Genomic DNA, 17,876 nt, shown 5'->3' on the forward strand with positions numbered 1-17,876 from the left:
CCCGAGTCTATTGGGCCGGTTCGTCCGGCCCATCACCCGGCCGGGTGAGCGGAGGGGTGGCCCGGCGCGCCAGGCCGAGCCGGACGAACGCCTCCGGCGCGCCCGCCGTCGCCCACAGGGCGAGCAGCGCCTGGACGGTGAACGCCTCGGCCGCGCGGGGCCAGGGAAGCAGGTCGAGCGAGGAGATCACGCCCGCGCCCGCGGCGCCGACGACCAGGCGCGCGAGGCGGCGCCCGAGGGGGCCGCCCGCGTCGAACCAGCCGCGCGCGGCGGCGATCGACATCCCCGCGAGGATCCCGAACAGCCCGCCGGAGGCGGCGGCCGCCTCGTTCACGGTGATGGGGCGGGTGTGCCCGCCGTCCGCGACGATGGCCCTCGCCCACGCGGCCGGCCAGTGCCAGCCGTGCAGGGAGCGGACGGCGAGCCAGGCGCCGCCCAGGAACGCCAGCGCGATCACCAGCGCCATCGCCGCCTGGAGGAGCAGCGGGCGCGCGCTCCACCACGGGACGACCCGCGGTTCGAGCCACAGCCCCGCGACAAGGACGCCCAGGCCGATCGCCCATCCGGCGAGGACCTGGCCGGACGAGTGCACGCCCAGGTAGACCCGGGACGCCCCGATCAGCGCGATGACGGCGGCCGCCGCCGCCCACACGCCGGGGCGGCGCGTCCGGGACGCGAAGAAACCCCAGGTCACGACCGCGTTCTGGGCGTGTCCCGACGGCATCCCGAACGAGGCGAGCGGCTGCCGCCCGTGGACGGACGGGTCCGTCCAGAACGGGCGCGGGGCGTGCCACACCAGCTTCAGGACCGTGTTGAGCGTCGACCCGAACGACAGGAGGACGATCGCGCGCGCGGCGAGCCGCGGATGGACGCACCAGTAGAGGACCACGAGCGCCGGGATGTAGAACCCGGCGCTGCCGAGGTACGTCATCGCGAGCATGAAGCCGGTGAGCACCGGCGAATCAGTCCCCGCGGCGCAGGAGGGCGAGGAACATCGCGTCGGTGCCGTGCCGGTGCGGCCAGAACTGCGCGTACGGGCCGTCGCCCACGCCGGTGAGGTCCGCCGCGACCGAGGCGAGGACGGCGGGCGCGTCGAGCCGTTCGACGTCGCCGCGGTCGCGCAGCACGTCGTCCACCACCACCCGCGTCTCGGCGAGGTGCGGCGAGCAGGTGACGTAGGCGACGACGCCGCCGGGACGGACCGACTCCAGCGCGGTCGCCAGCAGCCGGCGCTGCAGCGGCCCGAGTTCGGCGACCGACTCGGGGCCGCGGCGCCAGCGGGCCTCGGGACGGCGCCGCAGCGCGCCCAGGCCGGTGCAGGGCGCGTCCACCATCACGCGGTCGAACGCGCCGGGGCGCCACGCCGGGGCGGTGCCGTCCGCCGCGACGACGCCCGTCCGGTCGTCGACCGCGCGCCGGACGAGGCCCGCGCGGTGCGGCTGGACGTCGGCGGCGAGGAGGCGCGCGTCGCGTCCGGCGGCCACGGCGGCCAGCAGGCCCGCCTTGCCGCCGGGGCCGGCGCAGACGTCCGCCCAGCGGGCGTCCCGCCCGTCCAGCGGGGCCGCCGCGAGCGCGAGCGCGACCATCTGGCTCGCCTCGTCCTGGACGGCGGCGCGGCCGTCCCCGACGGCGTCGATGTGCGCCGGGTCGCCCTCCGCCAGCACGGCCGCGTACGGCGAGTACGGGGCCGGTGCGGCGCCCGCGTCGTAGAGCTCCTGCGCGGTCGCGCGGCCGGGGCGGGCGACCAGCGTCACCCGGGGGCGCGCGTTGTCGGCCTCCAGCAGGGCGCCGATCTCGTCGCGGTCGGGGCCGAGCGCGTCGCGCAGCGCCGACACGATCCACTTCGGGTGGCTGTGCGCGATCGACAGCCGGGTGGTGGCGTCGGCGTCGGCGGGCGCGACGATCGCGAGCCAGGCGTCCAGGTCGCGGGAGGCGACCTTGCGGAGCACCGCGTTCGCGAACTTCGCCTGGCCGGGGCCCGACACCGACCGCGCCAGCTCCACCGCCGTCCCGACCGCGGCGTGCGGCGGGATGCGGGTGGCGAGGATCTGGTGGGCGCCGAGGCGCAGCACGTCCAGCAGCGGCGCGTCGATGCGGCGCAGCTCGCGGTCGCTGCACAGGGCGAGGACCGCGTCGTAGGTGCCGCGGCCGCGCAGCGTGCCGTAGGTCAGCTCGGTGGCGAGGGCGGCGTCGCGGCCGGTGATGCCGCGGTCGCGCAGGCGGGTGGGCAGCAGCAGGTTCGCGTACGCGTCGCGGGTCTCGACGGCGCGGATCACGTCGAACGCGGTGCGCCGGACGAGGTCCTGCGGGCGGCCCGTCTTGCGAGGGCCGCCGGGCCTGCGGTTGCGGTCGGGGCGGCCGCGGCCGCCACGGGTCGGCGGCATCAGTGCAACGCGTCCTTGTCGGTGAGGTCGACGCCGCGGATCCAGTCGGCGGCCGCCATGCGGCGCTTGCCCTGCGGCTGGACGTCGCCGAGCGCGACGGGGTGCGTGGCCGTGCCGACCAGCACCTCCTTCTTCCCGGCGCGCAGCTCGCCCGGCGCCAGCCCCTCCGCGTCCGGGGCGGGGCGCACCGGGCCGAGCTTGAGGCGGGCGTCGCGGAACGTCGTCCACGCGCCGGGCGCGGGCGTGCAGGCGCGGACCAGGCGGTCGATGTGCAGTGCGGGCGTCCGCCAGTCGACGCGGCCGTCCTCGGGGGTCAGCTTGGCCGCGTGCGACACGCCCTCGGTGGGCTGCGGGCGCGGTTCGAGGACGCCGGCCTCGATGCCGTTCATCGTGTCGAGCAGCAGGCCGGCGCCCGCGACGGCGAGCCGTCCGAGCAGGTCGCCCGTGGTGTCGGTGGGGCGGATGGGTTCGGTGAGCACGCCGTAGACCGGGCCGGTGTCGAGGCCCTCCTCGATCTGGAACGTGGCCGCGCCGGTGACGTCGTCGCCGTGCAGGATCGCCCGCTGGACGGGCGCCGCGCCACGCCACGCGGGCAGCAGCGAGAAGTGCAGGTTCACCCAGCCGTGCCGGGGGATGTCGAGCGCCTCGCGCGGGAGCAGCGCCCCGTAGGCGACGACCGGGCAGCAGTCGGGCGCGATCGCGCGGAGCCGGTCGAGGAACTCCGGGTCGCGGGCCTTGGCGGGCTTGAGCACCTCGACGCCCGCCTCGGCGGCGCGGACCGCGACGGGGCTCGCCTCCAGGTGCCGGCCGCGGCCGGACCGGGCGTCCGGCCGGGTCACCACCGCGGCCACCTCGTGGTCGGACGCGAGCAGCGCGTCCAGCGCCGGGACGGCGGTCTCGGGGGTTCCCGCGAAGACGAGGCGCATCAGCCGCTCACCTCGCCGGGGGCGTGCCGGTGCGGTGCGTCCGAAGGGGCGGGCGGCATCTAGATCGCCTTCCCGAAGGTCCGGTGCGGCGACTCCTTCACGACGGGCGCCGGGTCGCCGAACCACTCGGCCTCCCGGATCGCCTTCATCGCGGCCTTGCGCTGCTCGGGGTCCATCCGGTCGATGAAGATGATGCCGTCGAGGTGGTCGGTCTCGTGCTGGACGCAGCGGGCCAGCAGGTGGGTGCCCTCCAGCGTGATCGGCTCCCCGTGCATGTTGAAGCCCTTCGCCACGACGCCGACCGAGCGCGGCGTCGGGAACGCCAGGCCGGGCAGCGACAGGCAGCCCTCGTCGTCGGTCTCCTGCTCCTCCGACAGGTCGAGCGTCGGGTTCACCACGTGCCCGAGCCGGTCGTCGACGTAGTAGGTGAACACGCGCAGACCCACGCCGAGCTGCGGCGCCGCCAGGCCCGCCCCGGGAGCGTCGATCATCGTGTCGGTGAGGTCCTTGACGAGCTGGCGCAGCTCCTTGTCGAAGTCCTTCACCGGCTCCGCGGGCGTGCGCAGCACAGGGTCGCCGAAGAGGCGGATGGGCTTGACGGCCAACGAGGACTCCGTTCCTGCGGGTGGGGCGCCGCGCGCCGCTCGTGGGGGCGCGCCGGGCGGGACCGTGGGTGTCGCGGCCTCCAGTCTACGGAGGGATCACGCGGACCTCACACGCCGCCGTTCCCGGCGGCCCCCGCCGAGCGGGCCTTGTAGGCGGCGGTGCGGGCGGCCTTGGCGGTCGCCTTGTCGGGATGGTGGTCGCCGAGCGCCTCCAGGACGTCCGCGACGCCCGGGTGGTCGGTGCGCCACAGCTCGTCCACCATCTCCCGCATCTCCGCCCCGGGCGGCGCGTCGACCAGCGCGGCCGCGACGGCCTCCTCCGGTTCGGCGGTCTCCAGCATGCCGGCGACGGTGTCGACGAACACCCACAGGTACTCGGCGCGGGACAGCTCCCGGCCGGCCGGGTCGCCCGCCGCGTTCAGCCAGAGCGCCGCGTACGGCGACACGAGCGGGTGCTCCTGCGCGGCCCGCACCACCGGCGCGGCCTCCGGGCCGACGCGGTGCAGGACGGCGGCGGCGAGGTTGCGGGCGCCCGGCCCGCCGCCGCGCATCACGTCGAGCAGGTCGGCGGCGGCGTCCTTGACGTCGTGGGAGGCGAGCCACCCGTCGATCTCCTCGTCGGCGGTCTCGGGCCGGTGCCAGGCGAGCCCGGCGACCAGCTCGGCGGCCGGCGCGCCGGCCAGCTCCCCGACGACCGGCGCGGTGAACCCGTCCGACAGCAGCAGCTCCCGCACGCCCCACACGCCGAGCGGGGTGAGCGCGCGGCCCCCGTCGCCGGCGGGCTCGACGACGCCCCAGCGGGCCAGGTCGTCCAGTTCGAGGACGAGCGCGTCGCGCACCGCCGTCGCCAGCGACCGCTCGTCGGAGATCTCGTAGGCCTCGGCGACGTGGCCGAGCAGCGCGTCGGCCAGCTCGTCCGGGGGGGCGGGCTCCTCCTGCTCGTACAGGTGGATCAGCACGCCGGTCAGCTCGTTCTGGACCAGCTCGATCGCGTCGAGCCCGTCGGACGGGTCGTGCTCGGGGACGGCGACGGAGTCCAGCAGCCGCAGCCAGAGGCGCAGCACGCGCTCGTCGTCGCCGGAGTCGAGGTCGTGCAGCGCCGGGCCCGCCGCGGCCTTGCCGGCCTCCGCGCGGATCACCTCGGCCTCGGTCGCGGCCCACCAGAGCCGGTCGAGCTCCGGCAGGTCGGTCTGGTCGCCGACCTCGACGTCGGGGAGGCGGCGCGGCGTGGCGAGGCCGAGCGCGGCGACCGCGGCCTCGGCGTCCGCCGCGGTCAGCTCGTCCAGCTCGGTGAGCGCCCGCTCGCCCGTCCACTCGGCCAGCGCGCGGATCTCGGCGGTCAGCCCGGAGCGGCGCGCCGCGTCCGCCAGGTCCGCCGCCGGGGCCAGCCGGACCGGCGGGACGACGAGGTCCTCGGTGCGGCGCAGGTACTCCTCGGCGCGGGCGTAGCGCTCCTCGTCCGGCAGCGCCTCGAACTCCCGCATCCACTCCTCGACGGCGGGCTGGTCGTCGAGGGAGATCCCGTCGGCGTCCATCAGCCCGGCGACGACCTCCGCGGCGACCTGCCGCTCGGCGCTGTCGGTCGCGGCGACCACCTCGGTGAACTCCGGGGCGAGCCGCTCGATCTCGGCGGCCAGCTCCGCGGCGCGCTCGCCGGGCACGACCCCGGTGTCGCCGAGGAACGCCGCGATGAGGCGCAGCGTGTCCAGCACGGACGGCACCTCGTCGGCGCCCGCGACCACCGTGTCCGGGAACACCTCCAGCAGCAGCCCGCGGAGCGCGGCGGGGGTGAGGGCGTCCGGGCCCTCCAGCCCCATCTCGCGCCCGGCGAGGTCGAGCAGCAGCTGAGCGCCCTGCCCGTCGATCTTCTCGCCGCGTTCGTCCGCCCAGCGCCGCAGGTCGCCCGCGGTCGTCTCCACCCAGTTGTCGGCCACCCGAGAACCCTATTGGCCCGCGCCTCCCGCGGGGGCCAACTCCGCGCACACCCGCGCCGCGCCGCCGCGATCCGCTCCGGGACGGACGCCCTCGCCGGGATCAGATGAGTTCGAGGGGGTCGATCTGGACGCGGACGGTCTCGGTCGCCTTGCGCGCGCTGCGGACGCCCTGAGCCTCCTTGAGCGCGCGCGCGAGCGCGGGCCCCGCCGCGCGCGGCACCCTAACGAGGGCGCGCTCCTTCTCCGGCCCCTCCGCACCCGGCTGCCTCGGCACGGGCACCGGCCCGAGCACCTCCGCCCCGTCCGGCAGCCGCGCGTCCGCCAGCAGCTCCCGGATCGCCGCCGGGGTCGCGGTCAGCGACGCCATCCGCGCCGCCGGCGGGAACCCCGCCTCCCGGCGCTCGGCCAGCTCCCGCTCGGCGTAGGTGACCGGGTCCCACCGGACGAGCGCCTGGACGGCCGGCAGTGCGCCCTCGGCCGCCACCACCACCGGCCCCTCCGGGCGGACGAGCGCCGCCGCGTTCATCCACCGCCGCAGCGTCTCCTCCCCCGCCCGCAGATCGGGCCGCCCCAGCAGCACCCAGCCGTCCAGCAGCAGCCCGGCCGTGTAGCCGCCGTCGGCCGGGGGCTCCGCACCCGGCGTCGACACCACCAGCGCCCGCTCCGGTCCGACCCGCTCCAGGATCGCCTCCCGCCCGGACGTCCGCACCGGCACGCCGGGGAACGCCCGGCCCAGCTCCTCCGCCGTGCGCTTCGCGCCCACGACGATCGCCCGCACCTGGAAGAAGCCGCACTCCGGGCAGTGCCAGTCGCCCGCGATACGGCCGCACCAGCGGCAGTAGGGAGCCGCGTGCGACGACGACAACGCCAACGGCCCCTGGCAGGCGACGCAGTGCGCCGGAGTACGGCACCGCCCGCACGCGATGCCCGGCACGTAACCGCGCCTGGGGACCTGCACGAGCACCGGCCCGTCCTCCAGCGCGCGCCGCGCCGCCTCGAACGCCAGATTCGGCAGCCGCGCCGTGCGCGCCGCCGCGTCCCGGGCGAGCTGCGCGTCCTCCCCCACGTACCGGACGCGCGGCATCGCCCGCCGCACCCGCGCCCGGTCGGCGGCCAGGGCATGCGCCCATCCCGTCTCGACCAGCACGGTCGCGTCCGTCGTCCGGGTGAACCCGCCGATCAGCGCGCCCGCCTTCGCCCGGTGCGCGCGCAGCGCCAGCACCTCACGCGGATGCGGATAGGGGGCGTGCGGCTCGGCGTGCACGTCGTCGCCGTCGTCCCACAGCACGGCGAGGCCCAGATCGGCGACCGGCGCGAACATCGCGGCCCGCGTCCCGACCACCGCCCGCGCCTTCCCCCGCAGCACCGCCAGCCACCGCCGGTACCGCTCGGCCGGACCCAGCTCCGCCGTCAGCGCGACGTGCCGCCCCTCCCCCAGCTCCGCGGACAGCGCCGCGTCGACCCGGGCCACGTCGCGGCCGTCCGCCACGACGACGAGGGCGCCGCGCCCGGCGCGCAGCGTCACCGCCACGGCCCGCGCGATGGCCGCCGCCCACTCCGGGCCCGGGAGCGCCGTCCACACCGCCCGCGGCGCCCTGCCCTCCGCCAGCGCCGTCAGGAACGACACGCCCGCCGGATATTCGAGCCAGGGGTTCTCGCCCTCGTCCGGCCCGGCCGCCGGCGGCTCGCCGGTCTCGTCCTTGACGGCCTCGCCCTCCACGCGGGCATGCCGCGGCGGGACGGCGAGCCTCAGCACGTCCGCGAACGTCCCGGCGTACCGGTCGGCGACCTCCCGCGCGAGCGAGGCGATCTCCGGGGTGAGGACGGGCTCCGGGGACGTCACGCGCTCCAGGTACAGGAGCTTCCCGTCATGGCCGCTCTCCTCGACCCGCTCCAGCAGGAACCCGTCGACGAGCTGCCCCGCGAACCGCACCCGCACCCGGCACCCCGGCACGGCCTTCGCGTCGAGCTCCACCGGGACCAGGTAGTCGAACGGGCGGTCCAGATGCGGGAGGGACATGTCGACGGCGACACGCGCGACGGGCCGTTCCTCCGCCGGGCGCCGCGCCCCCTTCTTCGGGGCCTTCCCGCCGCCCCTGCCGGCCGCCGCCGTCGCCTGCCGCGCCTTGCCCGCGGGCACTCTGGGGACGTCGTCCAGGCCCGGGATCAGGTCCGCCCCGCCTCCGTCCTCGGTCACGTCCCCGTCCTACCAGATCAGCCCGACGGTCAGCGGCGCGCGCTAAGGTGTGGTCCGTTTGAACGGGGCGCGCATCAGGCCGATCCGCGAACAAGCGGGGTCGCCCGACGCCCTTCGCGCTCCCGCCGTCCGACGAGCACGTGCAGGCGATGTGACCACAGCGCATTCTCCAGAGCTGACCGACGCCCGGACCCGGGCCGGGTCATCGGCCCGCCCGGGCCGCCCCGGCGCGTCCTGGTGGAAGCGGTGGACCAACCCCCGCAACCCCGTCGTGGCCGCCACGGTCGCCGCCGCCGTCATGCACCTGGTCTGGGCCCTGTACCTGGCGACCGAGGGCGGCGACCTCGCCGCCCAGGCCGCCTGGACCGACTTCGCCTGGAAGCACCCCACCGCCGCCTACAGCTTCGCCTGGTACGGCGGCATGCACCCCGCCTCCTACAGCCTCCTGTCCCCGTACCTGATGGCGCTGTTCGGCATCCGGACCGTCGCCGTGGTCGCCGGCACCGTCTCGGCGGGGCTCACCGCGCACCTCCTGAGGCGGTTCAAGGCCCCCATGGCGCTGCCCGCCGCGCTCTGGGCCGCGTTCGCGCTGTCGTGCAACACCGCCTCCGGCCGCGTGACGTTCGGCCTCGGCCTCATGTTCGCGCTGATGGCGGTGCACGTCGCGTTCACCCCGCGCGGCACGCCCGCGCTCCGCTTCGCCGGGATGGTCGGCCTCGGCCTGCTCGCCACGGCGTCCAGCCCCGTCGCGGGCCTGTTCCTGCTCGTCCTCGCCGCCACGCTCTTCCTCACCGGACGGCGCCGCGCCGGCGTCTCCGTCGCGATCGGCATGCCCGTCGTGGTCGGCACGACGAGCCTGCTGTTCCCCTTCAACGGCGTCCAGCCGATCGACTTCACCGCGATCGTGCTGTGGGCGATCATCAGCGTCGTCGCGATCCTCGTCTTCGCCCCGCCGAGTTGGCGGTTCGTCCGCGTCGGCGCCGGCGTCTACCTGCTGGGCATCCTGCTCACCTGGGCGATCCCGTCCCCCGTCGGCAGCAACGTCGAGCGCCTCTCGCTGGTCTTCGGCGCGATGTTCTGCCTGTCCGCCGTCGCGCGCGCACACGGCCGCGTCCGCATCGCGGTGCTGTCCCTGGCGTTCATCGTCACCGGCTCATGGCAGGTCGTGAAGCCCATCGAGGACCTCGTCCACACCACCCCCGCCGCGTCCGCCGCCGCCAACGCCCAGGGCCTCGTCGACGAACTCCACGCCCTCGGCGCCCAGCGGACCCGCATCGAGGTCGTCCCCCTCCGCTCCCACTGGGAGGCCGCCGGCCTCAGCCGCCACTTCATCCTCGCGCGCGGCTGGAACCGCCAGGTCGACGCCGAACGCCACGGGCTCTTCTACAAGGACGGCGCCCTCACCGCCGCCAGCTACCACGACTGGCTGCAGAAATGGGCCGTCCAGTACGTCGTGCTCCCCGAGCAGGAGGCCGACTGGTCCGGCAAGGGCGAAGCCGCGCTCGTCAAGGCCGGCCAGCCGTACCTCGCGGAGGTCTGGCACGACGAGCACTGGCGGCTCTACCGCGTCGCCTACCCCACGCCGCTCGTCGACCCGCCCGCGACCGTCCAGACCCTCGACTCCGGCGAGCTGACCGTGGAGATGCCGTCGGCCGGCTCCGTCCTCGTCCGCGTCTCCTGGTCCCCCTGGCTCAGCGTCACCGGCGGCGACGCCTGCCTCGCCCGCGCCGGCGACTTCGTCCGGATGAACACCAAGGGCCCCGGCCACTACACCATCGCCGCCCACTACGGCCTCCACCGCGGCAACCACTGTGTTGGCTGAATCCCAGCCCAGGGCCCTCGCCTAGCGGCTCGGCCCCTGACTGGTCTTCGGCGAGCGCGAACTCGCTTCGCGAGCTTCCCGGTGGGGCTCGCCTCCGGCTTCGCCCCACCGGTCAGATAACGCGCTCGCGCGACGGCTGAGGCTGTCGGATGGTTTCCCAGCCCGCTCGCTGATCGGCGTGCGGCCGCCTTCGACCACAGGGGCGGGCGGCACGATGAACACTCCGAAGGCCCTTGCGGAGCCTCTGGTCGTCGCTGTGCGGCTCGGAGGAGCGCGGGCGGGGCTGAGAGCGGTCAGAAACGGCTCAGGCATGCGGAAGGGCCCTGGAGGTGCTCCAGGGCCCTTCCGCGCGTCAGGGACGCTTACGGCTCGTCAGAGGCCGGCGGCGGAGGCCAGGTCCTTGGCGCGGTCCGTGGACTCCCAGGAGAAGTCCGGCTCCTCGCGGCCGAAGTGGCCGTACGCGGCGGTCTGCGAGTAGATCGGGCGGAGCAGGTCGAGGTCGCGGACGATCGCGGCGGGACGCAGGTCGAAGACGTCGGCGACGGCCTTCTCGATCTTCTCCGGGGCGACCTTCTCGGTGCCGAACGTCTCGACGAACACGCCGACCGGGTGGGCCTTGCCGATCGCGTAGGCGACCTGGACCTCGGCGCGGTCGGCGAGCTGCGCGGCGACGATGTTCTTGGCGACCCAGCGCATCGCGTACGCGGCGGACCGGTCGACCTTGGACGGGTCCTTGCCGGAGAACGCGCCGCCGCCGTGCCGGGCCATGCCGCCGTAGGTGTCCACGATGATCTTGCGGCCGGTGAGGCCGGCGTCGCCCATCGGGCCGCCGATCTCGAAGCGGCCGGTCGGGTTGACCAGCAGCCGGTAGCCGTCGGTCTCCAGGTCGAACTGGGCGAGCACCGGGTCGACGACGTGCTCCTTGACGTCCGGGGCGAGCAGCTCCTTCAGGTCGATGTCGGGAGCGTGCTGGCTGGACACCACGACGGTGTCGAGGCGGACGCCGCGGTCGCCGTCGTACTCGATGGTGACCTGGGTCTTGCCGTCCGGGCGCAGGTAGGGGACGGTGCCCTCCTTGCGGACCGCGGACAGCCGCTGCGCGAGCCGGTGCGCCAGCGTGATCGGCAGCGGCATCAGCTCGGGGGTCTCGTTGGTGGCGTAGCCGAACATCAGGCCCTGGTCGCCGGCGCCCTGCCGGTCCAGGTCGTCGACGCCCTCGCCCTCGCGGGTCTCGTAGGCGTCGTCGACGCCCTGCGCGATGTCGGGCGACTGCGCGCCGATGGACACCGACACGCCGCAGGAGTGGCCGTCGAAGCCCTTCTTGGACGAGTCGTAGCCGATCTCGAGGATCTTCTCCCGGATGACGCCGGGGATGTCCACATAGGTCTCGGTGGTGACCTCACCGGCCACATGCACCTGACCGGTCGTGATCATCGTCTCGACGGCGACCCGGCTCTTCGGGTCGTCCTTGAGCATCGAGTCGAGGATCGCGTCGCTGATCTGGTCCGCGATCTTGTCCGGGTGTCCTTCGGTGACGGACTCGGAGGTGAACAGGCGGCGAGACACGTACGTGAACTCCTTGCAGCGGCTGCTGACTGACGTCGCAGGACGGATATGTCATCGAGTTCGGCGGGGACCTCCCCGCACGGGCGTTCAAGGGTGGTAAGCCCGCAGTCTAGCGGGATCGGCTCCGGACGCCGGTATGGCGTTGGTCGCGGTCGGGCAGCCTCCGGTCAATCCGCGGGCAGGGGATCAAGGCGCGCGGCGACCAGATCCCAGACGACGTCGGCCAGGGCCTCCTTCGCGCCGCGCTCGACCTCGGTGCTCGACCCGTCGGCGCCGAGGATCACCGCGGCGTTGTCGGGGCGGCCGAAGGTGAGGTCCGCCCCGACCTGGTTGACGACCAGCAGGTCGCTGCGCTTGCGGGCGAGCTTGGCGCGGCCGTTGGCGAGCACGTCGTCGGTCTCGGCCGCGAAGCCGACGATCACCTGCCCGGCGCGGCGGCGCTCGCCGAGCTCGGCCAGGATGTCGGGGTTCTTGGCGAGCCGGATCGGCTCCGGTTCGCCCCCCTCGGTCTTCTTGATCTTCGAGTCGCGGTAGTCGACCGGGCGGAAGTCGGCGACGGCGGCGGCCATCACCACCGCGTCGGCGTCGCCCGCGGCCTCCAGCACGGCCTTGCGCATGTCCTCGGCGGACCCCACCGGCACGACGCGCGCGCCGGCCGGGTCGGGCAGCGCCACGTTGGCCGCGACGAGCGTCACCCGCGCGCCGCGGGCCACCGCGGTGCGGGCCAGCGCGTACCCCTGCAGGCCGGACGAGCGGTTGCCGAGGAACCGGACGGGGTCGAGGGGCTCGCGGGTGCCGCCGGCGGACACCACCACGTGCCGCCCGGCGAGGTCGCGGTCCGCGCTTCCGCGCGCGAGCGTGCGCCGGGCCACCTCGAACAGCTCGGCGGGGTCGGGCAGCCGGCCGGGGCCGGTGTCCTTGCCGGTCAGCCGGCCGGACGCGGGCTCCACCACGATCGCGCCGCGCTCGCGGAGCGTCGCGACGTTCGCCCGGGTGGCCGGGTGCTCCCACATCTCGGTGTGCATCGCGGGCGCGAACACCACCGGGCAGCGGGCCGTGAGCAGGGTGTTGGTGAGCAGGTCGTCGGCCAGGCCGTGCGCGGCCCGGGCGAGCAGGTCGGCGGTGGCGGGGGCGACGAACACCAGGTCGGCGCCCTGCCCGAGGCGGACGTGCGGGACCTGCGCGACCCCGTCCCACACGGCGGTGGAGACGGGGTTGCCCGACAGCGCCGCCCAGGTCGGCTCGCCGACGAAGCGCAGCGCGTCCTCGGTCGGGACGACGGTGACGTCGTGACCCGACTCGGTGAGCCGCCGCAGCAGCTCGCACACCTTGTACGCGGCGATCCCGGCGCTCACACCGAGGACGACGCGCGGCTTACGGGAGGTCATGCGGACACTGTCCCATCAGGCCCGGGAACCGGTCGCACCCGGGGTCGCCGCCTGGGCGGCGCTCCGGGGGCATCGGCGGGGCCGCCCGCCGGCACGGCGGGCCGCCTCACCCGGACCGGGGCGCTCAGCCCTCGATCGGCTCGGCGTTGAGGAGGCCCTCGCGCGTCTCGCGGAGCGCGATCGACAGGGGCTTCTCCTGCACCTGGGTCTCGACGAGCGGGCCGACGTACTCCAGCAGGCCCTCGCCGAGCTGGGCGTAGTAGGCGTTGATCTGCCGGGCGCGCTTGGCCGCGATGCTCACGAGGCCGTACTTGGTCTCGACGACCTCGAGGAGCTCGTCGATCGACGGGTTGGTGATGCCTTCGCTGCTGGCTGCCACTCCGTGGCCTTCCACTAGTGATTCACTGCGGTGCCGGCCGCCGTCACGGCGGTCGCCGACACTAACGACCAGCCATCAAGGTTAGCAGCTCGTCGCACACGTCCTGGACGGACGTGTTCACCAGGGTGACGTCGAACTCCTTCTCGGCGGCGAGCTCGACGCGGGCGGCGTCCAGCCGGCGCTCGATCACCTCGGGCGGCTCGGTGCCGCGGCCGGTGAGGCGGCGGACCAGCTCGTCCCAGCTGGGCGGCGCGAGGAAGACCAGGCGCGCCCCGGGCATCGTCTCGCGGACCTGCCGGGCGCCCTGCAGGTCGATCTCCAGGAGGACGGGCTCGCCGCGGGCGAGGCGCTCCTCCACGGGCCGGCGCGGGGTGCCGTAGCGGTTGCCCGCGAACTCGGCCCACTCGAGCAGCTCCCCTTCGGCGACGAGCCGGTCGAAACCGGCGTCGTCGACGAAGAAGTACTGCACACCGTGGGTCTCACCCGGGCGGGGGGCCCGGGTGGTCACCGAGACCGACAGCCACACCCGGGGGTGTGAGCGCCGGATCTCGGCGACGACCGTGCTCTTGCCGACGCCCGACGGTCCGGACAGGACCGTCAGGCGGGACATGAGCGGGCCATGCGGTTGTTCGGAGCCCTCCGGCGCAGTGATGGGTGCGCCGGAACCGGGCGAGATGGTGCCGGATCCGGAGAGCCCGGACCCGGCCGCGGCGGCCTCGCCACCGCGCCCGCCCGTGAGTCGCGCGTCAGCGGTTCGCACTTCCGCCGAACTCACGCTCCAGGGAGGCGCGCTGGTTGGCGCCGAGGCCCCGCACGCGGCGGGACTCGGCGATGCCCAGGCGCTCCATGATCTGCTTCGCACGGACCTTGCCCACACCGGGCAGCGATTCCAGGAGGGCCGACACCTTCATCTTCCCGATGACGTCGTCGGACTGACCCTCCTTGAGAACCTCGGCCAGCGAGGTCCCCCCGTGCTTGAGCTTGTTCTTAACCTCGGCCCGCTCCTTGCGAGCCTTGGCAGCCTTCTCCAGGGCTGCGGCGCGCTGTTCGGGGGTTAGGGGCGGAAGAGCCACGCCGGGTCACCTCAGGTTTCCACTCGACGGAGTCGGACGGGTTGGGAAACTAGCGAGTTCACGCCCCATAAGGCAACGTGAAGTGCCGTTTAGCCCGCCACAAAATCACGAAAATCACTCCCTGGAGTGTCCTGAATACAGAGTGTACTCGACTTGGACCCTCCGGAGGCGCATCCCCTTGCCTTGCTGGGACTTTCGCATGATCGTGAAAATCCGCCCTTTCTGCCCCGATTTACGGCACTCGGCACCGCCCCGGCGCGGCGGTCCGCTCCCTCCGGGGGCCTCCGCACCATGATCCCGCCACCCCCCGCCGGCCGGGATCCGGCCCCCCGCGAGGGCCCGGTGTGAAGTCCCCCACAACCCGTCCCGACCGAGTGACGCTCGTCACGCCGGGCCGTTCCGCACGTCGCGGGCGCACCGCAACTGCCATCCTCGACAGCACACCCGCCAAGATCGTTCAGCAGACCGGAGCCGCCTCCTCCCGCACTCCCAGCTCCCATCCCGCGCACGCCCGCCTCCCCTCGTGCGCCCGGACGCCCCGTCCGGACCCCGCGGGCGTCCCCGGACCGCGAATCGGGTCGAACCGACTTCGCCGTCCCCCCGTATCGCTTTGCGGATCCCCGGCCCGGCATTCGCGAGCGAAGTAAAACGACAATGCGCACTCCCGCACGCCCAAGAACACCGCGCTAAATCCACCCCCAAAACCAAATCCATCCCCCGCGTCCCAATCCCGCCGCCCCTCACCTCGTCCGCGGACTCGACTGAGCACCGCCGCGAAGGACCGGCCCCGCTACCGCCAAGACGCGAAATCCCGCCGAGCACCACCGCGAAGGGCCGAGCCCCCACGACGTGGAACCCGGCTGAGCACCGCCGCGGAAGGCCAGACCCCGGCCACCGCCACGGGCAGGCACGCGGAGCGAGTGCAGCGAGCGCAGCGGGCCTGCCCGCCGGTTGAGGGGCTGTTTCGCGCGGAGCGCCAGCGGAGCGGGAAACAGCCCCTCAACCGTGACGGGGGGCTCCGGGGGGTCGCTCCCCCGGGAACTTCCTGAGCGTGGCCGCCATCGCCGCCGCGGCCGCGCCGGGGTCGGGGGCGGCGGTGATGGGGCGGCCGACGACGAGGAGGTCGGCGCCGGCGGCGAGCGCGGCCTCGGGGGTGGCGACGCGGGCCTGGTCCTGGGTGTCGGCGCCGGCGGGGCGGACGCCGGGGGTGATGAGGGTGATGTCGGGGCCGACCTCGGCGCGGACGGCGGCGGCCTCCTGCGGGGAGCAGACGAGGGCCTGGGCGCCGGCGCCGACGGCGAGGGCGGCGAGGCGGCGGACGGCGTCGGGCGCGGGGCCCTCGACGCCGACGGCGCGCAGGTCGGCCTCGTCCAGGGAGGTCAGCACCGTCACCGCGGCGATCTTGGTGGCGGGGGCGGCGTCGACCGCCTCGCGGATCATGGCGGGGCCGCCGGCGGCGTGCACGGTGAGGTAGGCCGGCTTGAGCCGGGCGACGGCGCGGGCGGCGCCGCGCACGGTGGCGGGGATGTCGTGCAGCTTGAGGTCCAGGAAGACCTGGACGCGGCTGGCGCCGCGGACGCTGGCGACGACGTCGGGGCCGTACCGCAGGTACAGCTCGAGGCCCACCTTGACGGTGGAGACGTGCGGGGTGACCAGGGTGGCCCAGCGCGCGGCCGTGTCCAGGTCGGGCGCGTCCAGCGCGACGGCGATGGGGGCTGCGGTCACAGCTTCTCCTTCTCGGGCTCTTGGGGCCGCACCTGGGGCGGCACGTAGCCGGCGGGCTTGTGGGCGAGCCCGACGGCGTCGGCCAGGCGCCCGATGCGGCGGGCGGCGAGGGCCTCGTCCAGCTCGCGCAGGACGCGGGGGCCGGCCGCGGGGTCGTGGAACAGGGCGGTGCCGACGGCGACGGCGGACGCGCCGGCCAGGATGAACTCGAGCGCGTCGAGGCCGGTCGCGATGCCGCCGACGCCGATGATCGGCGTGGTGGGCAGCGCGGCGTGCACCTGGTAGACGCAGCGGACGGCGACGGGCCGGATCGCGGGCCCGGACAGGCCGCCGGACACGCCGGTGAGGGCGGGCCGGAGGGTGTGCGGGTCGATCGCCATGCCGTCCATGGTGTTGATCAGGGTGAGGCCGTCGGCGCCGGCGTCGACGCAGGCGAGCGCGATCCCGACGATGTCGGTGACGTCGGGGGCGAGCTTGGCGAAGATCGGGGTGCCGGGCCGGGCGGCGGCGCGGACGGCGCGGAGCACGGACGCGGCGGCGGACGGGTGCCAGCCGAACATGCGGCCGCGGTCCTCGACGTTGGGGCAGGCGACGTTGACCTCGATGGCGGCGACGCCGGGGACGTGGCGGAGCCGGCGGGCGAGGTCCCCGAACTCCTCGACGCTGTTGCCGGCGATGGACACGATGGTGCGGACGTCCTGTTCGATGAGCCAGGGAAGGTCACGTTCCAGGAACGTCTCGATGCCGGGTCCGGGGAGGCCCATGGCGGTGAGGAGGCCGCTGGGCGTCTCGGTCACGCGCGGGGTCGGGCGTCCCGCGCGCGCTTGGGACATCACCGAGGTGGTGACGAACGCGCCGAGGCGGGTGAGGTCGAAGAACTGGGCGAGCTCGCGTCCGGTGCCGCCGCAGCCGGAGGCCGTCAGGACGGGGTTCGGAAGCTCCAGGGCGCCGAGGGCGGTCCTCACCCGGCCGCTCGCGCGGTCGCTCACTTGGAGCCTCCTTCCGTGACGCTGAGGACGCGCGGGGCGCCGAGCGCGTCGAACGGGATGGTGCCGAGGTCGCCCCAGCGGACGCGGTCGCCGCGCAGGACGGGCCCGTCGGCGCAGGCGCGGACCATGCGGGTGACGCCGTCGTCGCCGTGCACGGGCAGCATGCAGGTCATGCAGACGCCGATGCCGCAGGCGCCGGTGCGCTGCAGGAACTCCTCGACCGACACCTGGGACGGCAGCCCGAACTCGCCGGCGATCCGGGTGACCGAGCGCAGCAGCCCGGTCGGCCCGCACGCGTAGACGACGTCGGCGCCGGTCTCCTGGACGACGCGGGGCAGCACGTCCCGCATCGTGCCCTTCTCGCCGAGCGAGCCGTCCTCGGTGACGACGGTGGCGGAGTCGCCGATGCGCTGCGCCATCCGGGACCCGAACACCTGCCGGGCGGACGGGCCGGCGAGCACGAAGTGGACCTGGCAGCCGCGGCGCAGCAGCGTGTCGGCGAGCGCGAACACCGAGGCGCCGCCGGGGCCGCCGGCGGCCAGCAGGCAGCTGACGGGGTCGCGGGGCAGCCGGAACGGGCGGCCGAGGGGGCCGAGCAGGTCGAGCTGGTCGCGGGAGCGGCGGCCGGCGAGCCAGCCGGTGCCGGGCTCGGTGTCGGCGAACACGACCTCGACGGTGCCGCCGTAGTCGGACTGGACCTGGTGGACGCCGAAGCAGCGGCGGACCAGCCGGGCGGTGTGCTCGCCGCCGACGGCGACGGCCACGAACTGGCCGGGCCGGAACCGCTCGGCGATGGCGGGCGCCACCAGCGTCATCGCGTGGTAGTCCTGCACCTGGCGGACCGTGAGGACCGTCGCCGACGTCTGCACCGGCGTGTCGGACACCCGT

The 17,876-nt window shown here is 75.1% G+C and carries 15 protein-coding genes; 1 reads left to right on the forward strand and 14 read right to left on the reverse strand.

Going from position 1 to position 17,876, the window contains the following annotated elements:
• Positions 1 to 7: 7 nt before the first annotated feature.
• From amrb99_RS28665 to amrb99_RS28690, 6 genes are all read right to left on the reverse strand, one after another.
• Positions 8 to 955: a phosphatase PAP2 family protein gene (locus tag amrb99_RS28665; RefSeq protein WP_190861780.1), complete on the reverse strand. Its 948-nt coding sequence runs from the start codon at positions 953 to 955 to the stop codon at positions 8 to 10.
• 7 nt (positions 956 to 962) lie between these two features.
• Positions 963 to 2,384 carry a transcription antitermination factor NusB gene (locus amrb99_RS28670; RefSeq protein WP_190861782.1) on the reverse strand — a complete coding sequence of 474 codons (1,422 nt, stop codon included), beginning with the start codon at positions 2,382 to 2,384 and terminating at the stop codon, positions 963 to 965.
• Positions 2,384 to 3,310, reverse strand: a complete 927-nt coding sequence (gene fmt, locus amrb99_RS28675; RefSeq protein WP_190861784.1) for a methionyl-tRNA formyltransferase — start codon at positions 3,308 to 3,310, stop codon at positions 2,384 to 2,386. The genes amrb99_RS28670 and fmt overlap by 1 nt, the downstream gene beginning before the upstream one ends.
• A 59-nt stretch (positions 3,311 to 3,369) precedes the next feature.
• A complete protein-coding gene (gene def, locus amrb99_RS28680) occupies positions 3,370 to 3,915 on the reverse strand; it encodes a peptide deformylase (protein WP_190861787.1) in 546 nt (181 codons plus the stop codon).
• 107 nt (positions 3,916 to 4,022) lie between these two features.
• Positions 4,023 to 5,849, reverse strand: coding sequence for a hypothetical protein (locus amrb99_RS28685; protein ID WP_190861789.1), 1,827 nt, complete (start codon positions 5,847 to 5,849; stop codon positions 4,023 to 4,025).
• Between the two features lie 100 nt (positions 5,850 to 5,949).
• A complete protein-coding gene (locus tag amrb99_RS28690) occupies positions 5,950 to 8,046 on the reverse strand; it encodes a primosomal protein N' (protein ID WP_190861791.1) in 2,097 nt (698 codons plus the stop codon).
• Positions 8,047 to 8,197: 151 nt separating this feature from the next.
• Between amrb99_RS28690 and amrb99_RS28695 the strand changes: the two genes are divergently transcribed.
• Positions 8,198 to 9,868 carry an MFS transporter gene (locus amrb99_RS28695; protein ID WP_347256908.1) on the forward strand — a complete coding sequence of 557 codons (1,671 nt, stop codon included), beginning with the start codon at positions 8,198 to 8,200 and terminating at the stop codon, positions 9,866 to 9,868.
• 372 nt (positions 9,869 to 10,240) lie between these two features.
• On the opposite strand, the gene metK is transcribed toward amrb99_RS28695, so the two are convergent.
• The 8 genes from metK to amrb99_RS28735 form a co-directional block, all read right to left on the reverse strand.
• Positions 10,241 to 11,434 carry a methionine adenosyltransferase gene (gene metK, locus amrb99_RS28700; protein ID WP_190861793.1) on the reverse strand — a complete coding sequence of 398 codons (1,194 nt, stop codon included), beginning with the start codon at positions 11,432 to 11,434 and terminating at the stop codon, positions 10,241 to 10,243.
• Between the two features lie 167 nt (positions 11,435 to 11,601).
• A complete protein-coding gene (gene coaBC / locus amrb99_RS28705; RefSeq protein ID WP_190861795.1) occupies positions 11,602 to 12,822 on the reverse strand; it encodes a bifunctional phosphopantothenoylcysteine decarboxylase/phosphopantothenate--cysteine ligase CoaBC in 1,221 nt (406 codons plus the stop codon).
• Positions 12,823 to 12,946: 124 nt separating this feature from the next.
• The gene (gene rpoZ, locus amrb99_RS28710; protein WP_151542026.1) at positions 12,947 to 13,201 is read right to left on the reverse strand and encodes a DNA-directed RNA polymerase subunit omega; all 255 of its coding nucleotides are present in this window, start codon (positions 13,199 to 13,201) and stop codon (positions 12,947 to 12,949) included.
• A gap of 61 nt (positions 13,202 to 13,262) precedes the next feature.
• The gene (gmk, locus tag amrb99_RS28715) at positions 13,263 to 13,811 is read right to left on the reverse strand and encodes a guanylate kinase (protein WP_190861798.1); all 549 of its coding nucleotides are present in this window, start codon (positions 13,809 to 13,811) and stop codon (positions 13,263 to 13,265) included.
• Between the two features lie 136 nt (positions 13,812 to 13,947).
• Positions 13,948 to 14,274 carry an integration host factor, actinobacterial type gene (mihF, locus tag amrb99_RS28720; RefSeq protein ID WP_021597647.1) on the reverse strand — a complete coding sequence of 109 codons (327 nt, stop codon included), beginning with the start codon at positions 14,272 to 14,274 and terminating at the stop codon, positions 13,948 to 13,950.
• 999 nt (positions 14,275 to 15,273) lie between these two features.
• Positions 15,274 to 15,999 (reverse strand): orotidine-5'-phosphate decarboxylase, encoded by a 726-nt coding sequence (gene pyrF, locus amrb99_RS28725; RefSeq protein WP_190861800.1) that lies wholly within the window; start codon positions 15,997 to 15,999, stop codon positions 15,274 to 15,276.
• Entirely contained in the window at positions 15,996 to 16,988 is a 993-nt protein-coding gene (locus tag amrb99_RS28730) for a dihydroorotate dehydrogenase (protein WP_190861802.1), read from the reverse strand. Before amrb99_RS28730 ends, pyrF begins: the two co-directional genes overlap by 4 nt.
• Positions 16,985 to 17,872, reverse strand: a complete 888-nt coding sequence (locus amrb99_RS28735; RefSeq protein WP_190861804.1) for a dihydroorotate dehydrogenase electron transfer subunit — start codon at positions 17,870 to 17,872, stop codon at positions 16,985 to 16,987. The genes amrb99_RS28730 and amrb99_RS28735 overlap by 4 nt, the downstream gene beginning before the upstream one ends.
• Positions 17,873 to 17,876 lie beyond the last annotated feature (4 nt).

The sequence above is a fragment of the Actinomadura sp. RB99 genome (genome assembly GCF_014706005.1).
GTDB lineage: Bacteria > Actinomycetota > Actinomycetes > Streptosporangiales > Streptosporangiaceae > Spirillospora.

Excerpts from the sequence above, each read along its gene's own strand:
- amrb99_RS28670 (WP_190861782.1), bottom strand. The coding sequence starts at position 2,384 with ATGCCGCCGACCCGTGGCGGCCGCGGCCGCCCCGACCGCAACCGCAGG.
- gmk (WP_190861798.1), bottom strand. The coding sequence starts at position 13,811 with ATGTCCCGCCTGACGGTCCTGTCCGGACCGTCGGGCGTCGGCAAGAGC.
- coaBC (WP_190861795.1), bottom strand. The coding sequence starts at position 12,822 with ATGACCTCCCGTAAGCCGCGCGTCGTCCTCGGTGTGAGCGCCGGGATC.
- fmt (WP_190861784.1), bottom strand. The coding sequence starts at position 3,310 with ATGCGCCTCGTCTTCGCGGGAACCCCCGAGACCGCCGTCCCGGCGCTG.